This window comes from Sellimonas caecigallum (assembly GCF_019754295.1).
GTDB lineage: Bacteria > Bacillota > Clostridia > Lachnospirales > Lachnospiraceae > Sellimonas > Sellimonas caecigallum.
The window spans coordinates 45904-64216 of the sequence record NZ_VIRV01000004.1 but is presented as its reverse complement, the minus strand read 5'-3'; the positions used below and the strand labels follow the sequence as shown (position 1 = coordinate 64216).

At 45.1% G+C, this 18313-nt stretch carries 14 protein-coding genes, 1 tRNA gene and 1 other annotated feature (1 of these 16 cut by a window edge); of the genes, 11 read left to right on the top strand and 4 right to left on the bottom strand.

Annotated elements, in window-relative coordinates; translation table 11 throughout:
• Positions 1-189, top strand: a binding site (T-box leader) (it extends 61 nt beyond the left edge of the window).
• A 106-nt stretch (positions 190-295) separates the two neighbouring features.
• From pheS to queA, 3 genes are read left to right on the top strand one after another with little or no spacing between them, the layout of a single operon-like run.
• Positions 296-1315, top strand: a complete 1020-nt coding sequence (gene pheS, locus FLB61_RS04445) for a phenylalanine--tRNA ligase subunit alpha (RefSeq protein ID WP_087198870.1) — start codon at positions 296-298, stop codon at positions 1313-1315.
• Positions 1316-1341: 26 nt separating this feature from the next.
• Positions 1342-3759: a phenylalanine--tRNA ligase subunit beta gene (gene pheT, locus FLB61_RS04440; RefSeq protein WP_221919498.1), complete on the top strand. Its 2418-nt coding sequence runs from the start codon at positions 1342-1344 to the stop codon at positions 3757-3759.
• Between the two features lie 16 nt (positions 3760-3775).
• Positions 3776-4801: a tRNA preQ1(34) S-adenosylmethionine ribosyltransferase-isomerase QueA gene (gene queA, locus FLB61_RS04435; RefSeq protein WP_087199223.1), complete on the top strand. Its 1026-nt coding sequence runs from the start codon at positions 3776-3778 to the stop codon at positions 4799-4801.
• A gap of 287 nt (positions 4802-5088) precedes the next feature.
• Here the strand turns inward: queA and FLB61_RS04430 are convergent, their stop codons facing one another.
• Positions 5089-5931: a YitT family protein gene (locus tag FLB61_RS04430; protein WP_221919497.1), complete on the bottom strand. Its 843-nt coding sequence runs from the start codon at positions 5929-5931 to the stop codon at positions 5089-5091.
• Positions 5932-6028: 97 nt separating this feature from the next.
• Here FLB61_RS04430 and FLB61_RS04425 point away from each other — a divergent pair, with 97 nt between their 5' ends.
• Positions 6029-6703, top strand: coding sequence for a Crp/Fnr family transcriptional regulator (locus tag FLB61_RS04425; protein WP_221919496.1), 675 nt, complete (start codon positions 6029-6031; stop codon positions 6701-6703).
• Between the two features lie 25 nt (positions 6704-6728).
• Here FLB61_RS04425 and FLB61_RS04420 read toward each other — a convergent pair.
• Positions 6729-6815 (bottom strand) — tRNA-Ser (locus FLB61_RS04420).
• Between the two features lie 223 nt (positions 6816-7038).
• On the opposite strand from FLB61_RS04420, the gene tdh reads away from it, so the two are divergent.
• The 7 genes from tdh (at position 7039) to FLB61_RS04385 (ending at position 16720) form a co-directional block, all read left to right on the top strand.
• Positions 7039-8091, top strand: a complete 1053-nt coding sequence (gene tdh / locus FLB61_RS04415) for an L-threonine 3-dehydrogenase (RefSeq protein ID WP_087210965.1) — start codon at positions 7039-7041, stop codon at positions 8089-8091.
• Between the two features lie 21 nt (positions 8092-8112).
• On the top strand, positions 8113-9315 hold the full coding sequence (locus FLB61_RS04410) for a glycine C-acetyltransferase (protein WP_087210967.1): 1203 nt from the start codon (positions 8113-8115) through the stop codon (positions 9313-9315).
• Between the two features lie 456 nt (positions 9316-9771).
• A complete protein-coding gene (chvE, locus tag FLB61_RS04405) occupies positions 9772-10902 on the top strand; it encodes a multiple monosaccharide ABC transporter substrate-binding protein (RefSeq protein WP_087198875.1) in 1131 nt (376 codons plus the stop codon).
• A gap of 99 nt (positions 10903-11001) precedes the next feature.
• Positions 11002-12555, top strand: coding sequence for a multiple monosaccharide ABC transporter ATP-binding protein (gene mmsA, locus FLB61_RS04400; protein ID WP_087198876.1), 1554 nt, complete (start codon positions 11002-11004; stop codon positions 12553-12555).
• 2 nt (positions 12556-12557) lie between these two features.
• A complete protein-coding gene (mmsB, locus tag FLB61_RS04395) occupies positions 12558-13727 on the top strand; it encodes a multiple monosaccharide ABC transporter permease (RefSeq protein WP_087198877.1) in 1170 nt (389 codons plus the stop codon).
• Positions 13728-13890: 163 nt separating this feature from the next.
• Positions 13891-15252, top strand: a complete 1362-nt coding sequence (trkA, locus tag FLB61_RS04390) for a Trk system potassium transporter TrkA (protein WP_221919495.1) — start codon at positions 13891-13893, stop codon at positions 15250-15252.
• A gap of 28 nt (positions 15253-15280) precedes the next feature.
• Positions 15281-16720 carry a TrkH family potassium uptake protein gene (locus FLB61_RS04385; RefSeq protein WP_221919494.1) on the top strand — a complete coding sequence of 480 codons (1440 nt, stop codon included), beginning with the start codon at positions 15281-15283 and terminating at the stop codon, positions 16718-16720.
• On the opposite strand, the gene FLB61_RS04380 is transcribed toward FLB61_RS04385, so the two are convergent.
• Complete coding sequence (locus FLB61_RS04380; RefSeq protein WP_087198880.1) at positions 16717-17415, bottom strand: DUF5714 domain-containing protein; 699 nt, start codon at positions 17413-17415, stop codon at positions 16717-16719. The genes FLB61_RS04385 and FLB61_RS04380 overlap by 4 nt on opposite strands.
• A 25-nt stretch (positions 17416-17440) precedes the next feature.
• Complete coding sequence (locus FLB61_RS04375) at positions 17441-18307, bottom strand: radical SAM protein (RefSeq protein ID WP_087210937.1); 867 nt, start codon at positions 18305-18307, stop codon at positions 17441-17443.
• Positions 18308-18313: the final 6 nt, after the last annotated feature.

Here is an 18313-nt window from a genome sequence, read left to right as displayed (position 1 = left end):
TGAAAGTTCCCTTTGGTTCAGCAAACAGACCGAATTTCCCACAGGAGCTTCATTTCTGAAAAAGGCGCAGGAGTGTCGAAAAGTAGGAAATGACGTCGAATGCACGTTACGCATACATGAGAGCCTGTAGATTTTGATAAGATACAGGAATCAGGGTGGTACCGCGGGTATAGTTTCCCCGTCCCTTTTCAGGGACGGGGTTTTTTATTTTATATGAAAGTCCCTGAGGACAGGAAACTGATATTTTTGCGGAAGACTTTGAGTATACGGGTCATCATCAAGAAGGAGGAGAATCATGAAAGAAAAGTTGCAGAGCATCAAAGAGGAAGCGCTCAGGCAGATACAGGAAGCAGATCTGCCGGAAAAACTGAATGATGTACGTGTGAAATTCCTTGGAAAAAAAGGAGAACTCACGGCTGTTTTAAAAGGAATGAAGGACGTGGCTGCCGAGGAACGTCCGAAAGTAGGACAGATGGTAAATGAAGTCCGCGCTGAGATCGAAGGGATACTGGAAGAGACGAAAAAGAAGATGGACGCAAAATTGCTGGAGGAGAGACTGAAGACAGAAGTCATCGATGTGACGCTCCCGTCCAAAAAGAATGTGGTAGGACACCGCCATCCGAATACGATCGCTCTGGAAGAAGTGGAAAACATCTTTGTGGGCATGGGATATGAAGTAGTGGAAGGGCCAGAGATCGAGTACGATCTGTATAATTTCGAAAAGCTCAATATCCCGGCGGATCACCCGGCAAAAGATGAGCAGGATACATTTTATATCAACAAGGACATTGTGCTGCGTACCCAGACATCTCCGGTGCAGGCACGTATTATGGAACAGGGAAAACTTCCGATCCGTATGATCGCACCGGGAAGGGTATTCCGTTCCGACGAAGTGGACGCGACGCATTCTCCTTCTTTCCACCAGATCGAAGGACTGGTCATTGACAAGAATGTTTCTTTTGCAGATCTGAAGGGAACACTGGAAGTCTTTGCCAAAGAACTGTTTGGACCGGATACGAAGACAAAGTTTCGGCCGCATCACTTCCCGTTCACAGAGCCAAGTGCTGAGGTAGACGTGACCTGTTTTAAATGCGGCGGAAAAGGATGCCGTTTCTGTAAAGGATCCGGATGGATCGAAATACTGGGATGCGGCATGGTACACCCGCACGTGCTGGAAATGTGCGGCATCGATCCGAATGAGTACAGTGGATTCGCATTTGGAGTAGGGCTTGAGAGAATCGCACTTTTGAAATACGAGATAGACGATATGAGACTTTTATACGAAAATGACATCAGATTCTTAAAGCAGTTCTAAGACAGTGGATTTAGGAGGAAAAATCAATGAATACATCATTATCATGGGTAAAGGCCTATGTTCCGGATCTGGACGTGACAGAGCAGGAGTATACAGATGCTATGACATTGTCCGGGACAAAGGTAGAAGGATATGAAAAACTGGATGCCGATCTTGACAAGATCGTCGTAGGTCAGATTAAAAAGATAGAGAGACATCCCGATGCAGATAAACTTGTTATCTGTCAGGTAGATATCGGAACAGAGACGATTCAGATCGTGACAGGGGCGCCAAACGTGGAGGAAGGACAGAAAGTTCCGGTTGTTCTCGACGGTGGACGTGTGGCAGGAGGCCATGACGGAAGCAAAACGGAAGGCGGCATTGAGATCAAGAAAGGCAAATTGAGAGGTGTGGAGAGCTTCGGTATGATGTGTTCCATCGAAGAGCTGGGATCTACGAGGGACATGTATCCGGAAGCTCCAGAAAATGGTATCTATATTTTTGAGGACGATGTAGAAGTCGGGGCGGACGCAGTGGAAGTCCTCGGTCTTCACGATGCGGTATTTGAGTATGAAATAACATCGAACCGTGTGGATTGTTTCAGCGTCATCGGGATTGCCAGGGAAGCGGCCGCTACGTTCAGAAAGGAATTCCATCCTCCTGTGGTAACAGAGACAGGCAATAATGAAGATGTCAACGATTACATCAAAGTTACTGTAGAAAATAAAGATCTTTGCCCGCGCTACTGTGCAAGGGTTGTAAAAAACATCAAGATCGGACCATCTCCGAAGTGGATGCAGAGAAGACTTGCGTCTGTAGGTATCCGTCCGATCAATAATCTGGTTGATATCACGAACTATGTCATGGAAGAATACGGACAGCCGATGCACGCATATGACCTGGATACGATCGCAAAGAGTGAGATCATCGTGAGAAATGCACAAGAAGGGGAAACCTTCGTGACGCTGGATGGACAGGAAAGACACCTGGATAAGGATGTGCTCATGATCTGCGACGGAGAGAAATCCATCGGTATCGCAGGAATCATGGGAGGAGAAAACTCCATGATCACAGACGATGTAAAGACAATGCTTTTCGAGGCGGCATGTTTCGACGGAACCAATATCCGAAAGTCCAGCAAACGTGTGGGACTCAGAACTGATGCGTCCGGAAAATTTGAAAAAGGGCTTGATCCGAACAATGCGAAGGCTGCTATCGACCGGGCATGCCAGCTTGTGGAAGAGATGGGCGCCGGGGAAGTTGTAGGCGGAACAGTGGATGTGTACAGTAAAGTGAAGGAACCGGTAAGAGTGGCATTTGACCCGGAAGCTATCAATACGCTTCTCGGAACAGATATACCGAAGGAAGAGATGCTCTCCTATTTCGAAAAGATCGGCCTTGCATATGATGAAGCGACAGGCGAGATTATCGCTCCGACTTACCGGCACGACATTTTCCGTATGGCGGATCTGGCAGAAGAAGTGGCAAGATTCTATGGTTATGACAATATCCCGACGACATTGCCGAAGGGAGAGTCTACAACAGGGAAGCTTTCCTACAAGCTTCGTATCGAAGGCGTTGCAAGAGACATCGCTGAATTCTGCGGATTTAGCCAGGGAATGACATACTCTTTTGAAAGTCCAAAAGTATTTGACAAGCTCCGGCTTGCCGAGGACGCTCCGGAAAGAAAAGCGATCCAGATCTTAAACCCGCTTGGAGAAGATTACAGCATCATGAGAACGATCTCTCTGAATGGTATGCTCACATCCCTTGCAACAAACTACAACAGAAGAAACAAAGATGTACGGCTCTATGAGCTTGGAAATATCTATCTCCCGCAGTCCCTTCCGCTTACGGAACTTCCGGAAGAGAGGATGCAGTTTACGCTTGGAATGTATGGGGAAGGGGACTTCTTCACAATGAAAGGAGTTGTGGAAGAATTCCTGGAAAAAGTCGGAATGCGTAAAAAAGAGACATACGATCCGAATGCCGGAAAACCATTCTTGCACCCAGGCCGTCAGGCAAATATTATTTATGACGGTACTGTTATTGGTTACCTGGGAGAAATCCATCCGCTCGTGGCAGAGACATACGGAATCGGCGGACGCGCGTACGTGGCAGTAATCGATATGCCGGAGATCGTATCCCGGGCAACATTCGACCGCAAATATGAAGGAATCGCCAAATTCCCTGCTGTGACACGAGACATCAGTATGGTAGTTCCAAAAGAAATCCTGGCAGGACAGATCGAAGAGATGATCGAGCAGAGAGGCGGGTCCATTCTGGAAAGCTATAAACTCTTCGACCTGTATGAAGGAGCACAGATCAAAGAAGGATACAAGTCAGTAGCATATTCCATCGTATTCCGTGCAAAAGACAGAACTCTCGAAGAGGCGGATGTCGCAAAAGCCATGAAAAAAATCTTAAACGGGCTGGAAAGCATGGGAATCGAATTGAGACAGTAAGAGGACGAAAACCATGATGAAAAAAGAGGACTTTTATTTCGATCTTCCGGAAGAACTGATCGCCCAGGATCCCCTGGAAGATCGCTCTGGATCGAGACTGCTTGTGTTAAATAAAGAAACCGGGGAAATCGCTCATCATGTGTTCCGGGATGTCATCGATTACCTGAACCCTGGGGACTGTCTTGTCATCAATGATACGAAAGTCATCCCGGCCAGGCTGATCGGATCAAAAGTGGGAACAGACGCAAAGATCGAGATCCTGCTTTTGAAGCGGAGAGAAAATGATGTGTGGGAGACACTTGTAAAGCCGGGAAAGAAGGCGAAGCCGGGTACGAAGATTCAATTTGGGGAAGGACTTCTTACGGGGGAAGTCATCGATGTGGTAGAAGAAGGAAACCGTCTGATACAGTTTACCTATGACGGGATCTTTGAAGAAATTCTGGACCAGCTTGGCCAGATGCCCCTTCCGCCGTATATCACACATCAGCTGAAGGATAAAAACAGATATCAGACGGTTTACGCAAAGCACAGCGGTTCGGCGGCAGCTCCGACGGCGGGACTTCACTTTACGCCGGAACTTCTGGAAGAGATTCAGAAAAAAGGAGTGCAGATAGCCCATGTGACGCTGCATGTGGGACTTGGAACATTCCGTCCGGTCAAGGTGGAAAATATCATGGAGCATCACATGCATTCGGAATTTTATCAGATTGAGGCTTCCGAGGCAGAGAAGATCAATCGGGCAAAGGAGGAAGGACATCGGGTTATCTGTGTAGGCACAACAAGCTGCCGGACAGTCGAATCGGCCGCCGGGGATGATGGGAAACTCAGAGAATGCAGCGGATGGACAGATATCTTCATCTATCCGGGATACAAATTTAAGATTCTGGACTGCCTGATCACAAATTTTCATCTCCCGGAATCCACATTGATCATGCTGGTCAGCGCACTGGCCGGGAGAGAGCATGTCCTTGGCGCCTACGAAGAGGCGGTAAAAGAAAAATATCGGTTCTTCAGCTTTGGGGATGCCATGCTGATCCAGTAGACAGAGGAAGGATTTCTATTCGGAAAAATTGCATAAAAAAGCGGCCGGCTGCAGTATGTTATGGGAGGTAAATGCAGCCGGCCCTTTTTGAGGGTTGGAAGGTTTACTTTTTGGTTTTAATAGTGTTAGAACTATTACACTATCTAATATAATGGATAAATGTGAAAGGAATATGTCTACAGAATAAAAGGATTATAAAAAAACAAAAGAAAATATTAAGAAAATATGTAAAAAAAAATTGCGCGTACTGGCTGGCCTTAGGAGTGGGCCGAAACGCGCAATCTTTTTTAACGTTCGATCGTGTATCCCCGTCCGCCCACATATTGGATGTTGTCGATGACAGTAAAAGCGGTCGGATCGATGGAGTAGATCATTTTTTTTACTTCACTGATCTTCCGGTAAGGAAGGACAGTGAGGACAACTTTTGTATTCTTGTGCATATATCCAGTCTCTGCATTCAGGAAAGTCACGCCGGTATCATATGTCTGAAGAAGCTCTGTGCGTATCTTTTCATATTGAGGGGAAAAGATCAGAAGCTGTACTTCGGATTTTCCAAATGTGATGACTTTGTTGATCATGATGCTGCAGCAGAGGATCACTACGATTCCGTATACAGTCTGAAGGATCGGTTTGGAGACTGCCTGAAAGAGAATGACCGTACAGTCACAAACATACATGACAACAGAAATCGGGACACCAAATTTTTTGTTCAGGACAACGCCGAGAATGTCAAACCCGCCGCTGGAACCGTTGGCACGGAGAATCATCCCGCTTCCTATGCCAAGAAGGCATCCGGCGATCAGACTGCTGAGGAAAGGATCCTTTGCAAGTTCTTGAAAAAGATGGATCTGGGAGAAGAACTCCAGAAGCAATGGAAAAAGAAAGGTCATGATCAGTGTCTTGAAAATGAATTCCTTTCCTGCAAAGATCCATCCAACAGCAAAAAGAAGGATATTGATGGAAAGGACGATCCAGGACAGGGGAAGGCGAATCACGGAATTTAAGATCACGGAAAGCCCGGTTACCCCACCGGCAACAAATTCCTGGGGCAGTACAAACAGCCCGAAAGCGGCAGCAGTCATGGCGCCGCCGAGAATAATCCATATATAAGATGCAAGTTTTTTCTTCATACTCTATTACCTCCGCATCTATTATAAAAAAATAAGCGTGCGCCACACTGTAATATATGCTACAATTAATGGGAAGATTAAAGCATAGGAGAGAAAAATGGTAAAGATTCCGGAAAAATATTTTTCTTATTTTAAAAAGGCAGGCACAGTAAAAGTGTACCGGAAAAGACAGATCATTTATTTGCAGAATGACTCTGCGGATGCATTGTATCTGATCTTGAGCGGTCGTGTGCGTGTATTCAATACAACTGTGACCGGAAAGGAGACGACACTGGAAATTGTGGAGAAAGGAAGGATTTTCGGAGAGTCTTCTTTTCTCGGGGAATACAGACGACCTACAACGGTGGAAGCGGTCAATACCGTAACGCTTGTCTCATGCAGCATTAAAAATCTGATCCCGATACTGAAAGAATCCGAAGAATTGATGATGCTTATGTTTCAGCATTTGAGCCAGACATGCGATTATCTGGCGAATAAGGTATACCGTCTTACCAATTATAACCGCTACCAGAGGATCGCAAATTTCCTTCTGGAAGAAACGGCCTGTTCAAATCCGGATAAAGATATTACAGAGGACGGGATTCCATATACCCATGAAGAAATCGCTGGACTTTTGGGACTCAGCAGAGTTACCGTGTCCAAAGTGTTGGCCTCTTTTATGGAAAAAGGCATGATAAAAAATGGATACCGCAAGATCCTGATTTTAGACAGACGGGCGCTCCAACAGGAATGTGAACGGAAAGAAAAAAATAAAGTGGCTGTATTCGAATGAATACACCACTTTTTTTCAACCAAAACGCTGCAGGAGGGTTTCGAACCCTCGTGCCCCGTAAAGGGCTAACGGTTTTCGAGACCGTTCCAATAAACCGCTCTGGCACTGCAGCTCGTCTGTATATTATAGCAAAATCAGGAAGAAAAGAAAAGACCTAAAATATAAAAAACAAAATTTGACTGTCGTACAAAGACAACTGTGCATGTATGCGAGAAAAAAACAAAGATGAAAGAAATGTTCGCCTGTCGCGGAAAAAACACTTGAAATTTCATAAAAGAACGTGTATTATGAAGGTAGAAATTATGCAGTTTGCAGAAAAGAACGGAGGAATACAAATGGGCGACAATATGATGTGGGCATTAGTAAAAGAGAAACCGGAAGCAGGACTTTGGATGAAGAGGGTACCGATCCCGGAAGTCGGACCAAATGATGTAAAAATCAAAATCCATAAAACAGCTATCTGCGGTACAGACGTACATATTTATCAGTGGAATGAATGGGCACAGCACACAATTCCAGTAGGACTTACAGCGGGACATGAATATGTCGGAGAAGTTGTAGAAGTAGGTCCGGGTGTACAGGGATTCAAGATTGGAGATCTCGTATCTGGCGAAGGACATATTACATGCGGAAAGTGCAGAAACTGTCTGGAAGGACACAAAGAAAACTGTAAAGATGCCAAGGGAGTCGGCGTCAACAGAAACGGAGCATTTGCGGAATATCTTGTAATTCCGGCATCCAATGTATGGCCGTGCAACCCGAATATCCCGGAAGAAATGTACGCAATCTTTGATCCATTTGGAAATGCAACACACACAGCTCTTTCTTATGATATGCTCGGAGAAGATGTACTGATCACTGGTGCTGGCCCGATTGGCATCATGGCAGCAGCTATCGCAAAATTCTCCGGTGCAAGACACGTTGTGATCACAGATCTGAACCAGTACCGTCTGGATCTTGCAAAGAAACTTGGTGCAACAAGGACAGTCAACTTAAAAGAAGAAAAATTGACAGATGTGATGAAAGAGATTGGGATGACAGAAGGCTTCGATGTTGGGCTTGAGATGTCCGGAAGCCCGGCAGGACTTTCCGACATGATCCATAATATGAAACACGGCGGAAAGATTGCTCTTTTAGGTCTTCAGGGGACAGAGACAAAAGTAGATCTTGAAACAGTGATCTTCAACGGACTGAATATCCGTGGTATTTACGGAAGAAAAGTATGGGATACATGGTACAAGATGTCCACAATGGTACAGGCAGGGCTTGACATCTCCCCGATCATCACACACCGTTTTGATATCAAAGATTATCAGAAGGGATTCGACGCGATGATCTCCGGAAATTCAGGAAAAGTCGTACTTGACTGGTCTCATATCAATGATTAGAAGAAAGGAAGAATGATTGCCATGGCACGTAAAAATGATATCTTAAGCATTTATGCAAAAACAGTAGAAGAAATCAAAGAAGCAGGCCTTTTTAAAGGAGAAGCGCCTATCTTTTCCCCACAGGGAGCAAAGGTAAAACTGGAAGACGGAAGAGAATATCTCAACATGTGTGCAAATAACTATCTTGGACTTGGCGACAACCAGAGACTGATCGACGCTGCAAAACGTACATATGATGAAAGAGGATACGGTGTTGCATCTGTTCGTTTCATCTGCGGAACACAGGATATCCATAAGAAACTGGAAAAGAAAATTTCTGATTTCCTTGGAACAGACGATACAATTCTCTATTCTTCCTGCTTTGATGCAAACGGCGGATTGTTTGAAACGATCTTAAAAGCAGAAGATGCTGTAATCAGTGATGAGCTGAACCATGCATCCATTATCGATGGTGTCCGTCTGTGCAAAGCAAAACGGTATCGCTATAAAAATAATAATATGGAAGATCTGGAAGCAAAACTGAAAGAGGCAGATGAAGCTGGGGCAAGAATCAAACTCATCGCAACAGACGGTGTGTTCTCTATGGACGGTATCATCGCAAATCTGAAGGGAATCTGTGATCTTGCAGACAAATACAACGCACTTGTCATGGTAGATGACAGCCATGCAGTTGGATTTGTCGGAAAGAAAGGACGCGGTACAGCAGAATACTGCGGAGTAGAAGGACGCGTGGACATCATCACAGGAACGCTTGGAAAAGCGCTGGGCGGAGCTTCCGGCGGATATACATCCGGACGTCAGGAAATTATCGATCTGCTTCGTCAGCAGAGCCGTCCATACTTGTTCTCCAATTCCCTTGCTCCGGCTATCGCAGGTGCAAGTATCGAACTGTTCGATATGCTCAGTGAAAGCACAGAACTGAGAGATCATCTGGAAGAAGTGACAGCATACTATCGTAAGAAACTGGACGACAATGGATTTGATGTGATTCCAGGAACTCATCCATGTGTACCGGTAATGATCTATGATGAAAAAACAGCGGCAGAATTTGCAAAACGTATGATGGAAAAAGGCGTTTATGTCGTTGCATTCTCCTATCCGGTTGTACCGAAGGGAAAAGCAAGAATCCGTACACAGGTTTGTGCAAGCCACACAAAAGAAGACATCGATTTTATCGTAAAATGTTTTATCGAAGTCAGAGAAGAAATGGGATTAAACAAATAATTATAGGTAGCCATGATAAAGAGAAAGAGCCGTTTTCATAACGGTTCTTTCTCTTTTTGTGTAAATATAAGAGGATGATGACAAAATTACTGAAAATGGAAAGTGGTTTTTGTGCATATTTTTGTCACTAATTTAACAAAAAAGTAGGAATGTAAAAAATAGTAGTATAACAATTGTGCAAAAAGACGGACATGTATAGATTGTAAAAAGGATAGATATATACAACTTCACAAAAAAAAGATAACAAATTGTGTGCAACACTGGCACTATAAATAAAAAAGAATTGACAATATAATAAAAAGCGTGTAATATTTGTATATAAAATAAAAGAAGGAACACGAAAAAATATGCAAAGTGAATAAAAACGGTTTCTTCTTTCGGAATGTAGGTCAACGCCGGCAGATCGTACATATCCTGGAACGAGAATGTGAGAATGGACAAGGAGGACGTTACATTATGAAAAAGAAAATGCTTGCACTTGTGATGACAGCAGCGATGGTATTTTCCATGGCAGCCTGCGGCGAAAAGAAAGACAGTGGCAAAGAAGCTACTTCTGGAACTGTAGAGACAGGCGAACAGGCGGAATCAAACGGAATGAAAGTTGGTATCGCAATGCCTACTCAGTCATCCGAGCGCTGGATCAATGACGGAAACAACATGAAAAAGCTCCTGGAATCAAAAGGATATGAAGTAACACTTCAGTACGCTGAAGACGATCCGCAGGCTCAGGTATCTCAGATTGAGAACATGATCACACAGCAGGTAGACGCGCTCGTGATCGCAGCCGTTGACGGCGACTCTCTTGCAAGTGTATGCGGACAGGCAAAAGCAAATGATATCCCGATTATTTCTTATGACCGTCTGATTATGAATACAGATGCGATCAGCTACTATGCAACATTCGATAACAAAGGTGTCGGTGTAAAGATCGGCGAATATATTAAAGAAAAGAAAGATCTGGATGCAGCAAAAGCAGCAGGCGAATCCTACACGATCGAATTCTTCATGGGATCTCCGGATGATAACAATGCGAAGTTCTTATACAATGGTATCATGGAAGTACTGCAGCCGTATCTGGATGACGGAACACTTGTATGTAAGACAGGAAGAACTTCCTTCGATGATACATGTATCCTCAGATGGTCTCAGGAGACAGCTCAGCAGTGGTGTGAAAACTACCTGTCTGCTCAGTACGCAGACGAAAAACTTGATATCGCATGTTCCGCATTCGACGGATTCTCCTACGGTATCAAAGCTGCTCTTACATCAGCAGGTTACACAGCAGAAGACTGGCCGCTTGTAACAGGACAGGATGCGGAACTGATGGCTGTTAAGAATATCGTAGCAGGTACACAGACAATGTCTATCTACAAAGATACACGTCTCCTGGCTGAAAAAGCTGGAACAATGGTAGACGCAGTGCTTCAGGACAAAGAACCTGAAATCAACGATACAGAACAGTATGATAACGGAAAACTGGTTGTTCCGACTTATATGTGTGAACCACAGCCAGTTGACAAAGACAACTACAAAGAACTTCTGATCGACGGCGAATACTACACAGAAGAACAGATCAACGAAAAATAATTATGTAATATAATATAGTGCATAAGTAAGCTTACAAAGGCGGCGTATTGATCGCCGCCTTTTGAATGAAGATGAAAAACAGGAAAGGAGTGAGGGCGGATGTCAGATGTTATTCTGGAAATGAATCACATTACAAAAAAGTTTTCCGGAGTAAAAGCGCTTGACGATGTCAATCTCAAAGTAAAGCGGGGAGAGATCCACGCGCTTTGCGGCGAAAATGGAGCAGGAAAATCCACACTGATGAACGTGCTCTCCGGAGTGTATCCGTATGGTACATACGAAGGGGACATCATCTACAAGGGCGAGAAGTGCCAGTTCCACAAAATCAAAGACAGTGAACATAAGGGTATCGTTATTATTCATCAGGAATTAGCGTTAAGCCCATATCTGTCCATTGCGGAGAACGTGTTCATGAGCAATGAACAGACAACGGTAAAAGGTGTCATCGACTGGAAGAAAACAAGGCTGGATGCCAGAAAAATGCTGGAAAAGGTTGGACTGGAAGATGAGGATGTGGATGCTCCGATCAATTCCCTCGGAGTAGGAAAACAGCAGCTTGTAGAGATTGCCAAAGCTCTTGCAAAACAGGTAGACCTTCTCATTCTGGATGAGCCGACAGCGGCCCTGAATGACGAGGAAAGTGCGCAGCTTCTGGAGATCATGCTGAATCTGAAAAAACAAGGTGTAACTTGTATCATTATTTCCCACAAGCTCAATGAGATCAGTTATGTGGCGGATGCCATTACGATCATCCGCGACGGCCATACAATCGAGACACTTGTAAAAGGTAAGGATGAATTTTCTGAAGACCGTATCATCAAAGGAATGGTAGGACGTGAGCTTACCAACCGTTATCCGGAGAGAACAGACTGCAAGATCGGCGATGTCATCTTCGAAGTCAAGGACTGGAATGTATACAATCCGGAAGATGCCAGCCGCCAGATGCTCAAAAATATCAATCTCAAAGTAAGAGCGGGAGAAGTTGTAGGCCTTGCAGGACTTATGGGAGCAGGAAGAACGGAATTTGCCATGAGCGTGTTCGGACATTCTTACGGACAGAAGATCAGCGGAAAAGTTTTGATGCACGGAAAAGAAGTCAGCACAAAGACAGTAAGGGAAGCGATCAAGCATAAGATTGCCTATACGTCTGAAGACCGAAAGACATACGGTCTTGTGCTGATCGATGATATCAAACATAACATGACGATGGCAGCTCTTCGTGATCATTATTCCAAGCATGGAGTTGTAGATAAAAATGAGGAGATCGTGGCAGCGGAAGAGTACAGAAAGAGAATCAATGTAAAGACGAATTCTATCAATCAGCCGGTAGGCTCTTTATCCGGTGGAAACCAGCAGAAAGTCGTCCTTGCAAAATGGATGATGACGCTTCCGGATGTTCTGATTCTGGATGAACCTACACGTGGTATCGACGTAGGTGCAAAATACGAAATTTACTGTGTTATCAATGAACTTGCAAAGGCGGGGAAGGCCGTGATCGTCATTTCCTCCGAAATGCCGGAAGTCATCGGTACATGCGATCGTGTGTATGTGCTGAATGAAGGAAAGATCGCAGGTGAGTTGAGTAAGGCCGAGTTATCTCAGGAAAGAATCATGCAGTGTATCATGCAGGATAATAACAGGAAAGGGGAATAACGATGAATAAGAAGAAAACCGTGAATATCGATCTGAAGCAATACATGATGTTGATTGCTTTGATCGTAATCTTTATATTGTTTTATGTACTTTCAGGCGGCACCAATGCCAGCCCGACAAATATCAACAACCTGATCATGCAGAATGGTTACGTTGTCATTCTTGCAACAGGTATGCTCCTCTGCGTACTGACAGGTAACGTTGACCTTGGTGTAGGATCCGTGCTTGCCCTGGCAGGCGCTACAGCTGGTATCATGATGGTTGACTACGGCAGTTCCCCGGTTGTTGCGATCCTGGCAGCTCTGGCAGTTGGGCTTGTGGCAGGTGTCTTTGCAGGATTCTTTATCGCTTTCCTGGATATTCCGCCATTCGTAGTAACTCTGGCAACAATGCTTATGGGACGTGGTCTTACATATACGTTCCTTCAGGCTCAGACAAAAGGCCCTCTTCCGGATTCTTACGCACAGATCGGAAACGGGTTCCTTCCGACAGTTACGATCAACTTCGGAAGCGGTACGCTGGATCTTGTATGTATTGTGATTGCAGCGATTATTACAGTACTTTTGATTTTCTCTGAATTAAAGACGATCAAGACAAACAATAAATACGGATTTGCAAATATCAAAACATGGCAGCTCATTGTAAAAGATGCGATCGTCATCTTTATCGTATGGTTCTTCTTCTACAAACTTGGCAGCTACCATGGAATTCCGGTTCAGCTTGTTATCATGGCAGTGATCGTAGGAATCTATCACTTCATCACAAGCAGAACAGTTGCAGGACGTCAGATCTACGCACTTGGTGGTAACGCGAAGGCAGCACGCCTTTCCGGTATCAATACAAGAAAAGTATTCTTCTGGGTATATACAAACATGGGCGTGCTCGCAGCGGTTGCAGGTATCGTGTTATCCGCACGTAACGCTTCCGCGACACCGAAAGCCGGAGACGGTTTCGAGCTTGACGCCATCGGTTCCTGTTACATCGGTGGTGCAGCTGCAGCCGGTGGTGTAGGTACGATCATCGGAGCTGTTGTAGGTGCGTTTGTTATGGGTATTCTGAATAACGGTATGTCCCTGATGGGTATGTCTACAGACTTCCAGAAGGTAGTAAAAGGTATCGTTCTTCTCGGAGCTGTTACATTTGACGTACTTTCTCACAGAAAGAAAAACTAATAAAAAGAAGGAACTAAGATGCCGGTTTTTGCCGGCATCTTTTGTTTTGCTGAAAAAATATTTTCCTTGTGGAAACCGCTTGCTTTTATAAAAAAAAGGAGTATAATGAGTTACGATTTCATAAATAAACTATTAAAAAAATATAAACAAAACTGGAGGAACTATGAATATCATTATTGTAGGAGCTGGAAAGGTCGGCACAACGATTGCCGAGCAATTGAGTTCTGAAAACCATAATATTACGATCATTGACCTGAATCAGAAAAAAGTAGAGGAAGCGGCGGAAGACTTTGATATCCTTGGGGTTGTCGGAAACGGTGCCAGTTACCAGGTGCAGATGGAAGCCGGCGTGAAAGATGCAGATCTTCTGATCGCAGTCACAGGTGCGGATGAGCTGAATCTTCTGTGCTGCCTGATTGCAAAGAAGGCCGGAAAGTGCCAGACTGTAGCAAGAGTGCGAAACCCTATGTACAGCAGAGAAGTCAATTTTATCAAGAGACAGATGGGGCTTTCTGTAGTGATCAATCCAGAGCTGACCGCTGCGCTTGAGATATCCAAGCTTCTACGACTTCCTTATGCAAAGAAGGTAGATACTTTTGCAAGGGGAAGGGTAGAGATGATCAAATTCCGTATCCATCCGGAACTTCATGTGGGAGGACTGAAGATTTCGGATATCCCGCAGAAGATGAAATGCGACGTCATGATCTGTGCGATTGAAAGAAAAGGTCAGGTTATCATTCCAGGCGGAGACGTTGCCTTGGAAGACAACGATCTGGTATCCATGATGGCGGTTCCGAAAGAAACTGCCAGATTCTTTAAGAAAATCGGAATCAAGACACATCAGGTTAAAAGTACGCTGATCGTAGGCGGCGGAACGATCGCATATTATCTTGCGAAACAGCTCCTTGAGATGAGGGTGGAAGTGCGTATCATCGAACAGAGAAAAGAAAGATGCGAGGAGCTAAGTGAGCTGCTTCCAGAAGCTACGATACTTCAGGGAGACGGAACGGACAAGGAACTTCTTCTGGAAGAAGGACTCAAGCATACGGAAGCATTCGTGGCTCTTACCAATATGGATGAAGAAAATCTTATGCTTGCCATGCTTGCAAGAAAGTATTCAGATGCAAAGCAGATTGCAAAAGTAAACAGGATCCATTTTGAAGAAGTCATCGACGATCTGGATATCGACAGTGTGATCTATCCCAAAAATCTGACGGCCGATCATATTACGAGATATACGAGGGCAATGCAGAATTCCATGGGGAGCAATGTGGAGACATTGTATAAGATTCTTGACGGGAAAGCAGAAGCTCTGGAATTTGTCATCCGGGAGGAATCAAAGGTAACCGGGTATCCGCTCGCGGAGCTGCGCTTAAAGGACAACCTTCTTGTATGTTACATCAGCCGGAATGGAAAACTGAAGATTGCCCGTGGACAGGACGATCTTCGCGTAGGGGATTCCGTGATCGTTGTAACGACTCACAAGGGACTGGACGATATCACAGATATTCTGGAAAGAGCATAAGAGAAAGGCTTGCAAAGGAGAAAAAATCATGAATTATTCTATGGTGCTTTACATTGTGGGATGGATTTTAAATTTTGAGGCTGGATTTATGCTGCTGCCTGGGCTGGTATCTGTAATCTACCAGGAAAAGGCTGGCTTGACGTTTCTGGCCGCGATCGCCATTGCGTTGGCATTCGGGATACCGCTTGTGATACGAAAACCGAAGAATAAAGACTTTTATATGAAGGAAGGATTTGTGTCTGTAGCCCTGAGCTGGATTGTGATGAGTATTGTAGGGGCGATCCCATTTATGCTGAGCGGCGCTATCACAAATCCCGTCAGCGCTTTTTTTGAGACGGTTTCCGGATTTACGACGACAGGAGCCAGTGTATTGTCAGATGTGGAAAGTCTTCCGCGGTGTATTTTGTTCTGGAGGAGCTTTACCCACTGGATCGGAGGTATGGGTGTCCTTGTATTTATCATGGCGGTTCTGCCTCTGAGCGGCGGAAGAAATATCAACCTTCTCAAAGCGGAAAGTCCAGGGCCATCTGTTAATAAGATGACGCCAAGGCTCAGGACAACAGCGGCGGCTCTTTATAAGATTTATATTGTCATGACGATTTTGGAGATCATTTTCCTTTTGATCGGGAAAATGCCGCTTTTTGATGCGTTGACGCTTACCTTCGGAACTGCGGGTACAGGGGGATTTGGCGTTAAGAACGACAGTTTAGCAAGCTATTCGCCGTATTTACAGAATGTGGTAACGATCTTTATGATCTCGTTTGGCGTCAATTTTAATGTGTACTTTCTGATCTGGATGAAAAAGCCTCTGGAAGCTTTGAAATGCGAAGAGATCCGTTATTATTTTGGTATCATCGCCGCATCCATCGCAACGATCTTTATACATATCAGATCATTTTACGAGACGACAGAAGAGGCGCTGCGCCATGCGGCTTTCCAGGTCGGTTCCATTATCACAACGACGGGGTATGCTACGACGGACTTTAATCTGTGGTCAGAAGTGCCGCAGACAATCCTTGTCATGCTCATGTTTATCGGTGCATGTGCCGGCAGTACAGGAGGGGGAATCAAAGTATCGCGTTTAGTAATCCTGTTAAAGACGATCAAAAAAGAACTGTACCAGATCATCCATCCTTCCAGTGTTAAAAAAATTAAGATGGACGGACACCTGGTACAGCACGAAGTAGTCAGAGCGACGAACGTATTTCTCATCCTGTATGTGATTATCTTTGCTTTGTCCGTACTTCTTGTGGGATTTGACGGACATGATTTGGTAACCAACTTTACAGGCGTGGCGTCTGCATTGAATAATATTGGTCCAGGGCTTCAGCTCGTAGGACCTATGGGGAATTTTGGAGTTTTCAGCAGCGGTGCACAGTTTGTCCTCTCTTTGGATATGCTGGCAGGACGGCTGGAACTGTTTCCACTTCTGGTGCTTTTCATGCCAAAGACATGGAAAAAGTTTTAAGGATGGAACGGGCAGTGCTTTTTCAGGCATTGCCCGTTTTCTTCGTGAAAACTGCAAGAGATTTGCTCTGGAATCTCCATTTTCACGCCGGTCTTTTCTTCTGTAAATTTGGCAGCTTCCAAAATGGCAAGGAAAGAATCGCGCTTGCAGCATCTCGGACCTCCGTGTTCTCCGATGGATTTCAAAGCACGCGAAGACATCTGGTTGGAGAGTCCCCAAGAAGTGCCGCTTAAAGGAGTGGATCCTGAGAGGATGCTGAAATAGATACCAGTGCTGATTCCGGCTCCACATGAGCCCCAGAAGCCGCACACACCTCCCGGCACCTGTTTTCCACGTTCTTCCATGATCGAAAGCGCCTTAGGAAGATCCAGATTTCCTCCGGCGTTTTTGTATGCGGTCAGAAGGACAGCGCCAACAAGAACATGGTGTTCTGGACCGTGCATATAGATGAAAGGATCGGCCATGATTTTCTGTGCCAGAAAGATTGGATTTTTGGAAGTCTCGGACAGACAGACGGAGCGGATTGTCTGAAGCCCCTGGGCTTCATGGCATTCATCGCAGACAAAGTGCCCGTCCGCGCAGCAGGCGTTTGAAGGAAACAGACGGTGGCAAATGGAGCATTCCATAGTTTTAGCTGTCTCCTGGTAGATTAATTCTTTTCCGCATATGAGACAGGCGTTTACATTTCGGTTCATTCTATTTTTTCTTCCTTTCAGATTTTTAATACCGGCAGGTGGACAAAAGGATATCGATAGCATCCAGCAGCACGTCCTTTTCTTCCGGCAGATGTCCCTGTATCGTGTACATGTTAAGAACTGTCGTATCATGGAACATACAGTTTTTTACATAAAGATTTTGAAGGAGAATGCGCTCTTCCCAGAGCATTTCAGCATCGTTCATCATCTCAAAATGACCTTTCTTCGCATCCTGGTAAAGTGGGGTATCTTCCCAGAGTTTGAGCTTCAGACACCAGATATCGGAAGGATTGACACGGTTCAGGAGCCGAGCAGTCTCAAGGGCATGGAGTTTCGAGAACGTTCGGCCGCCAAGTCCCAGGATGATCGTTACGTAATATTCGATGCCCGCTTTTTTCAAGCGGTCCAGTTGGATGATCATGTCCATGGAGGTCACACCCTTGCGCTGTTCCAGAAGGATGGAGTCGCTGCCGCTTTCCAATCCGATATGGAGAGTGGTAAGCCCCATCCGGCGAAGGGAGGCGAGTTCCTCATCCGTCTTTCGAGCAATGTCGTCGATTCTCGAATACATGGCAAACTCGTGGATATTCGGCATGAACGTGTCGGTCATGTCGAAAATAGTGCTTAAAAGATCGTAGCTCATCACGAAAGCATTTTCTCCAAGGAGGAACAGACGATGGTCATTTGGGCGAAACTGTCCGAGAATGTACATGTTTCGGCGGATCTGTTCCATTGGGAGAATCTGAAATTGATCTTTGGCGAAATCGCAGAAACGGCATTTCCCGTAGCTGCATCCAAGCGCCACTTCTAGAGCGGCGCTCTTTTCTTCACTTGGAGGAAGATAGATCGTATCATGCGTATAAATCGAAGCAAAAAGTTCGTCGTTTGTCATGGGTCT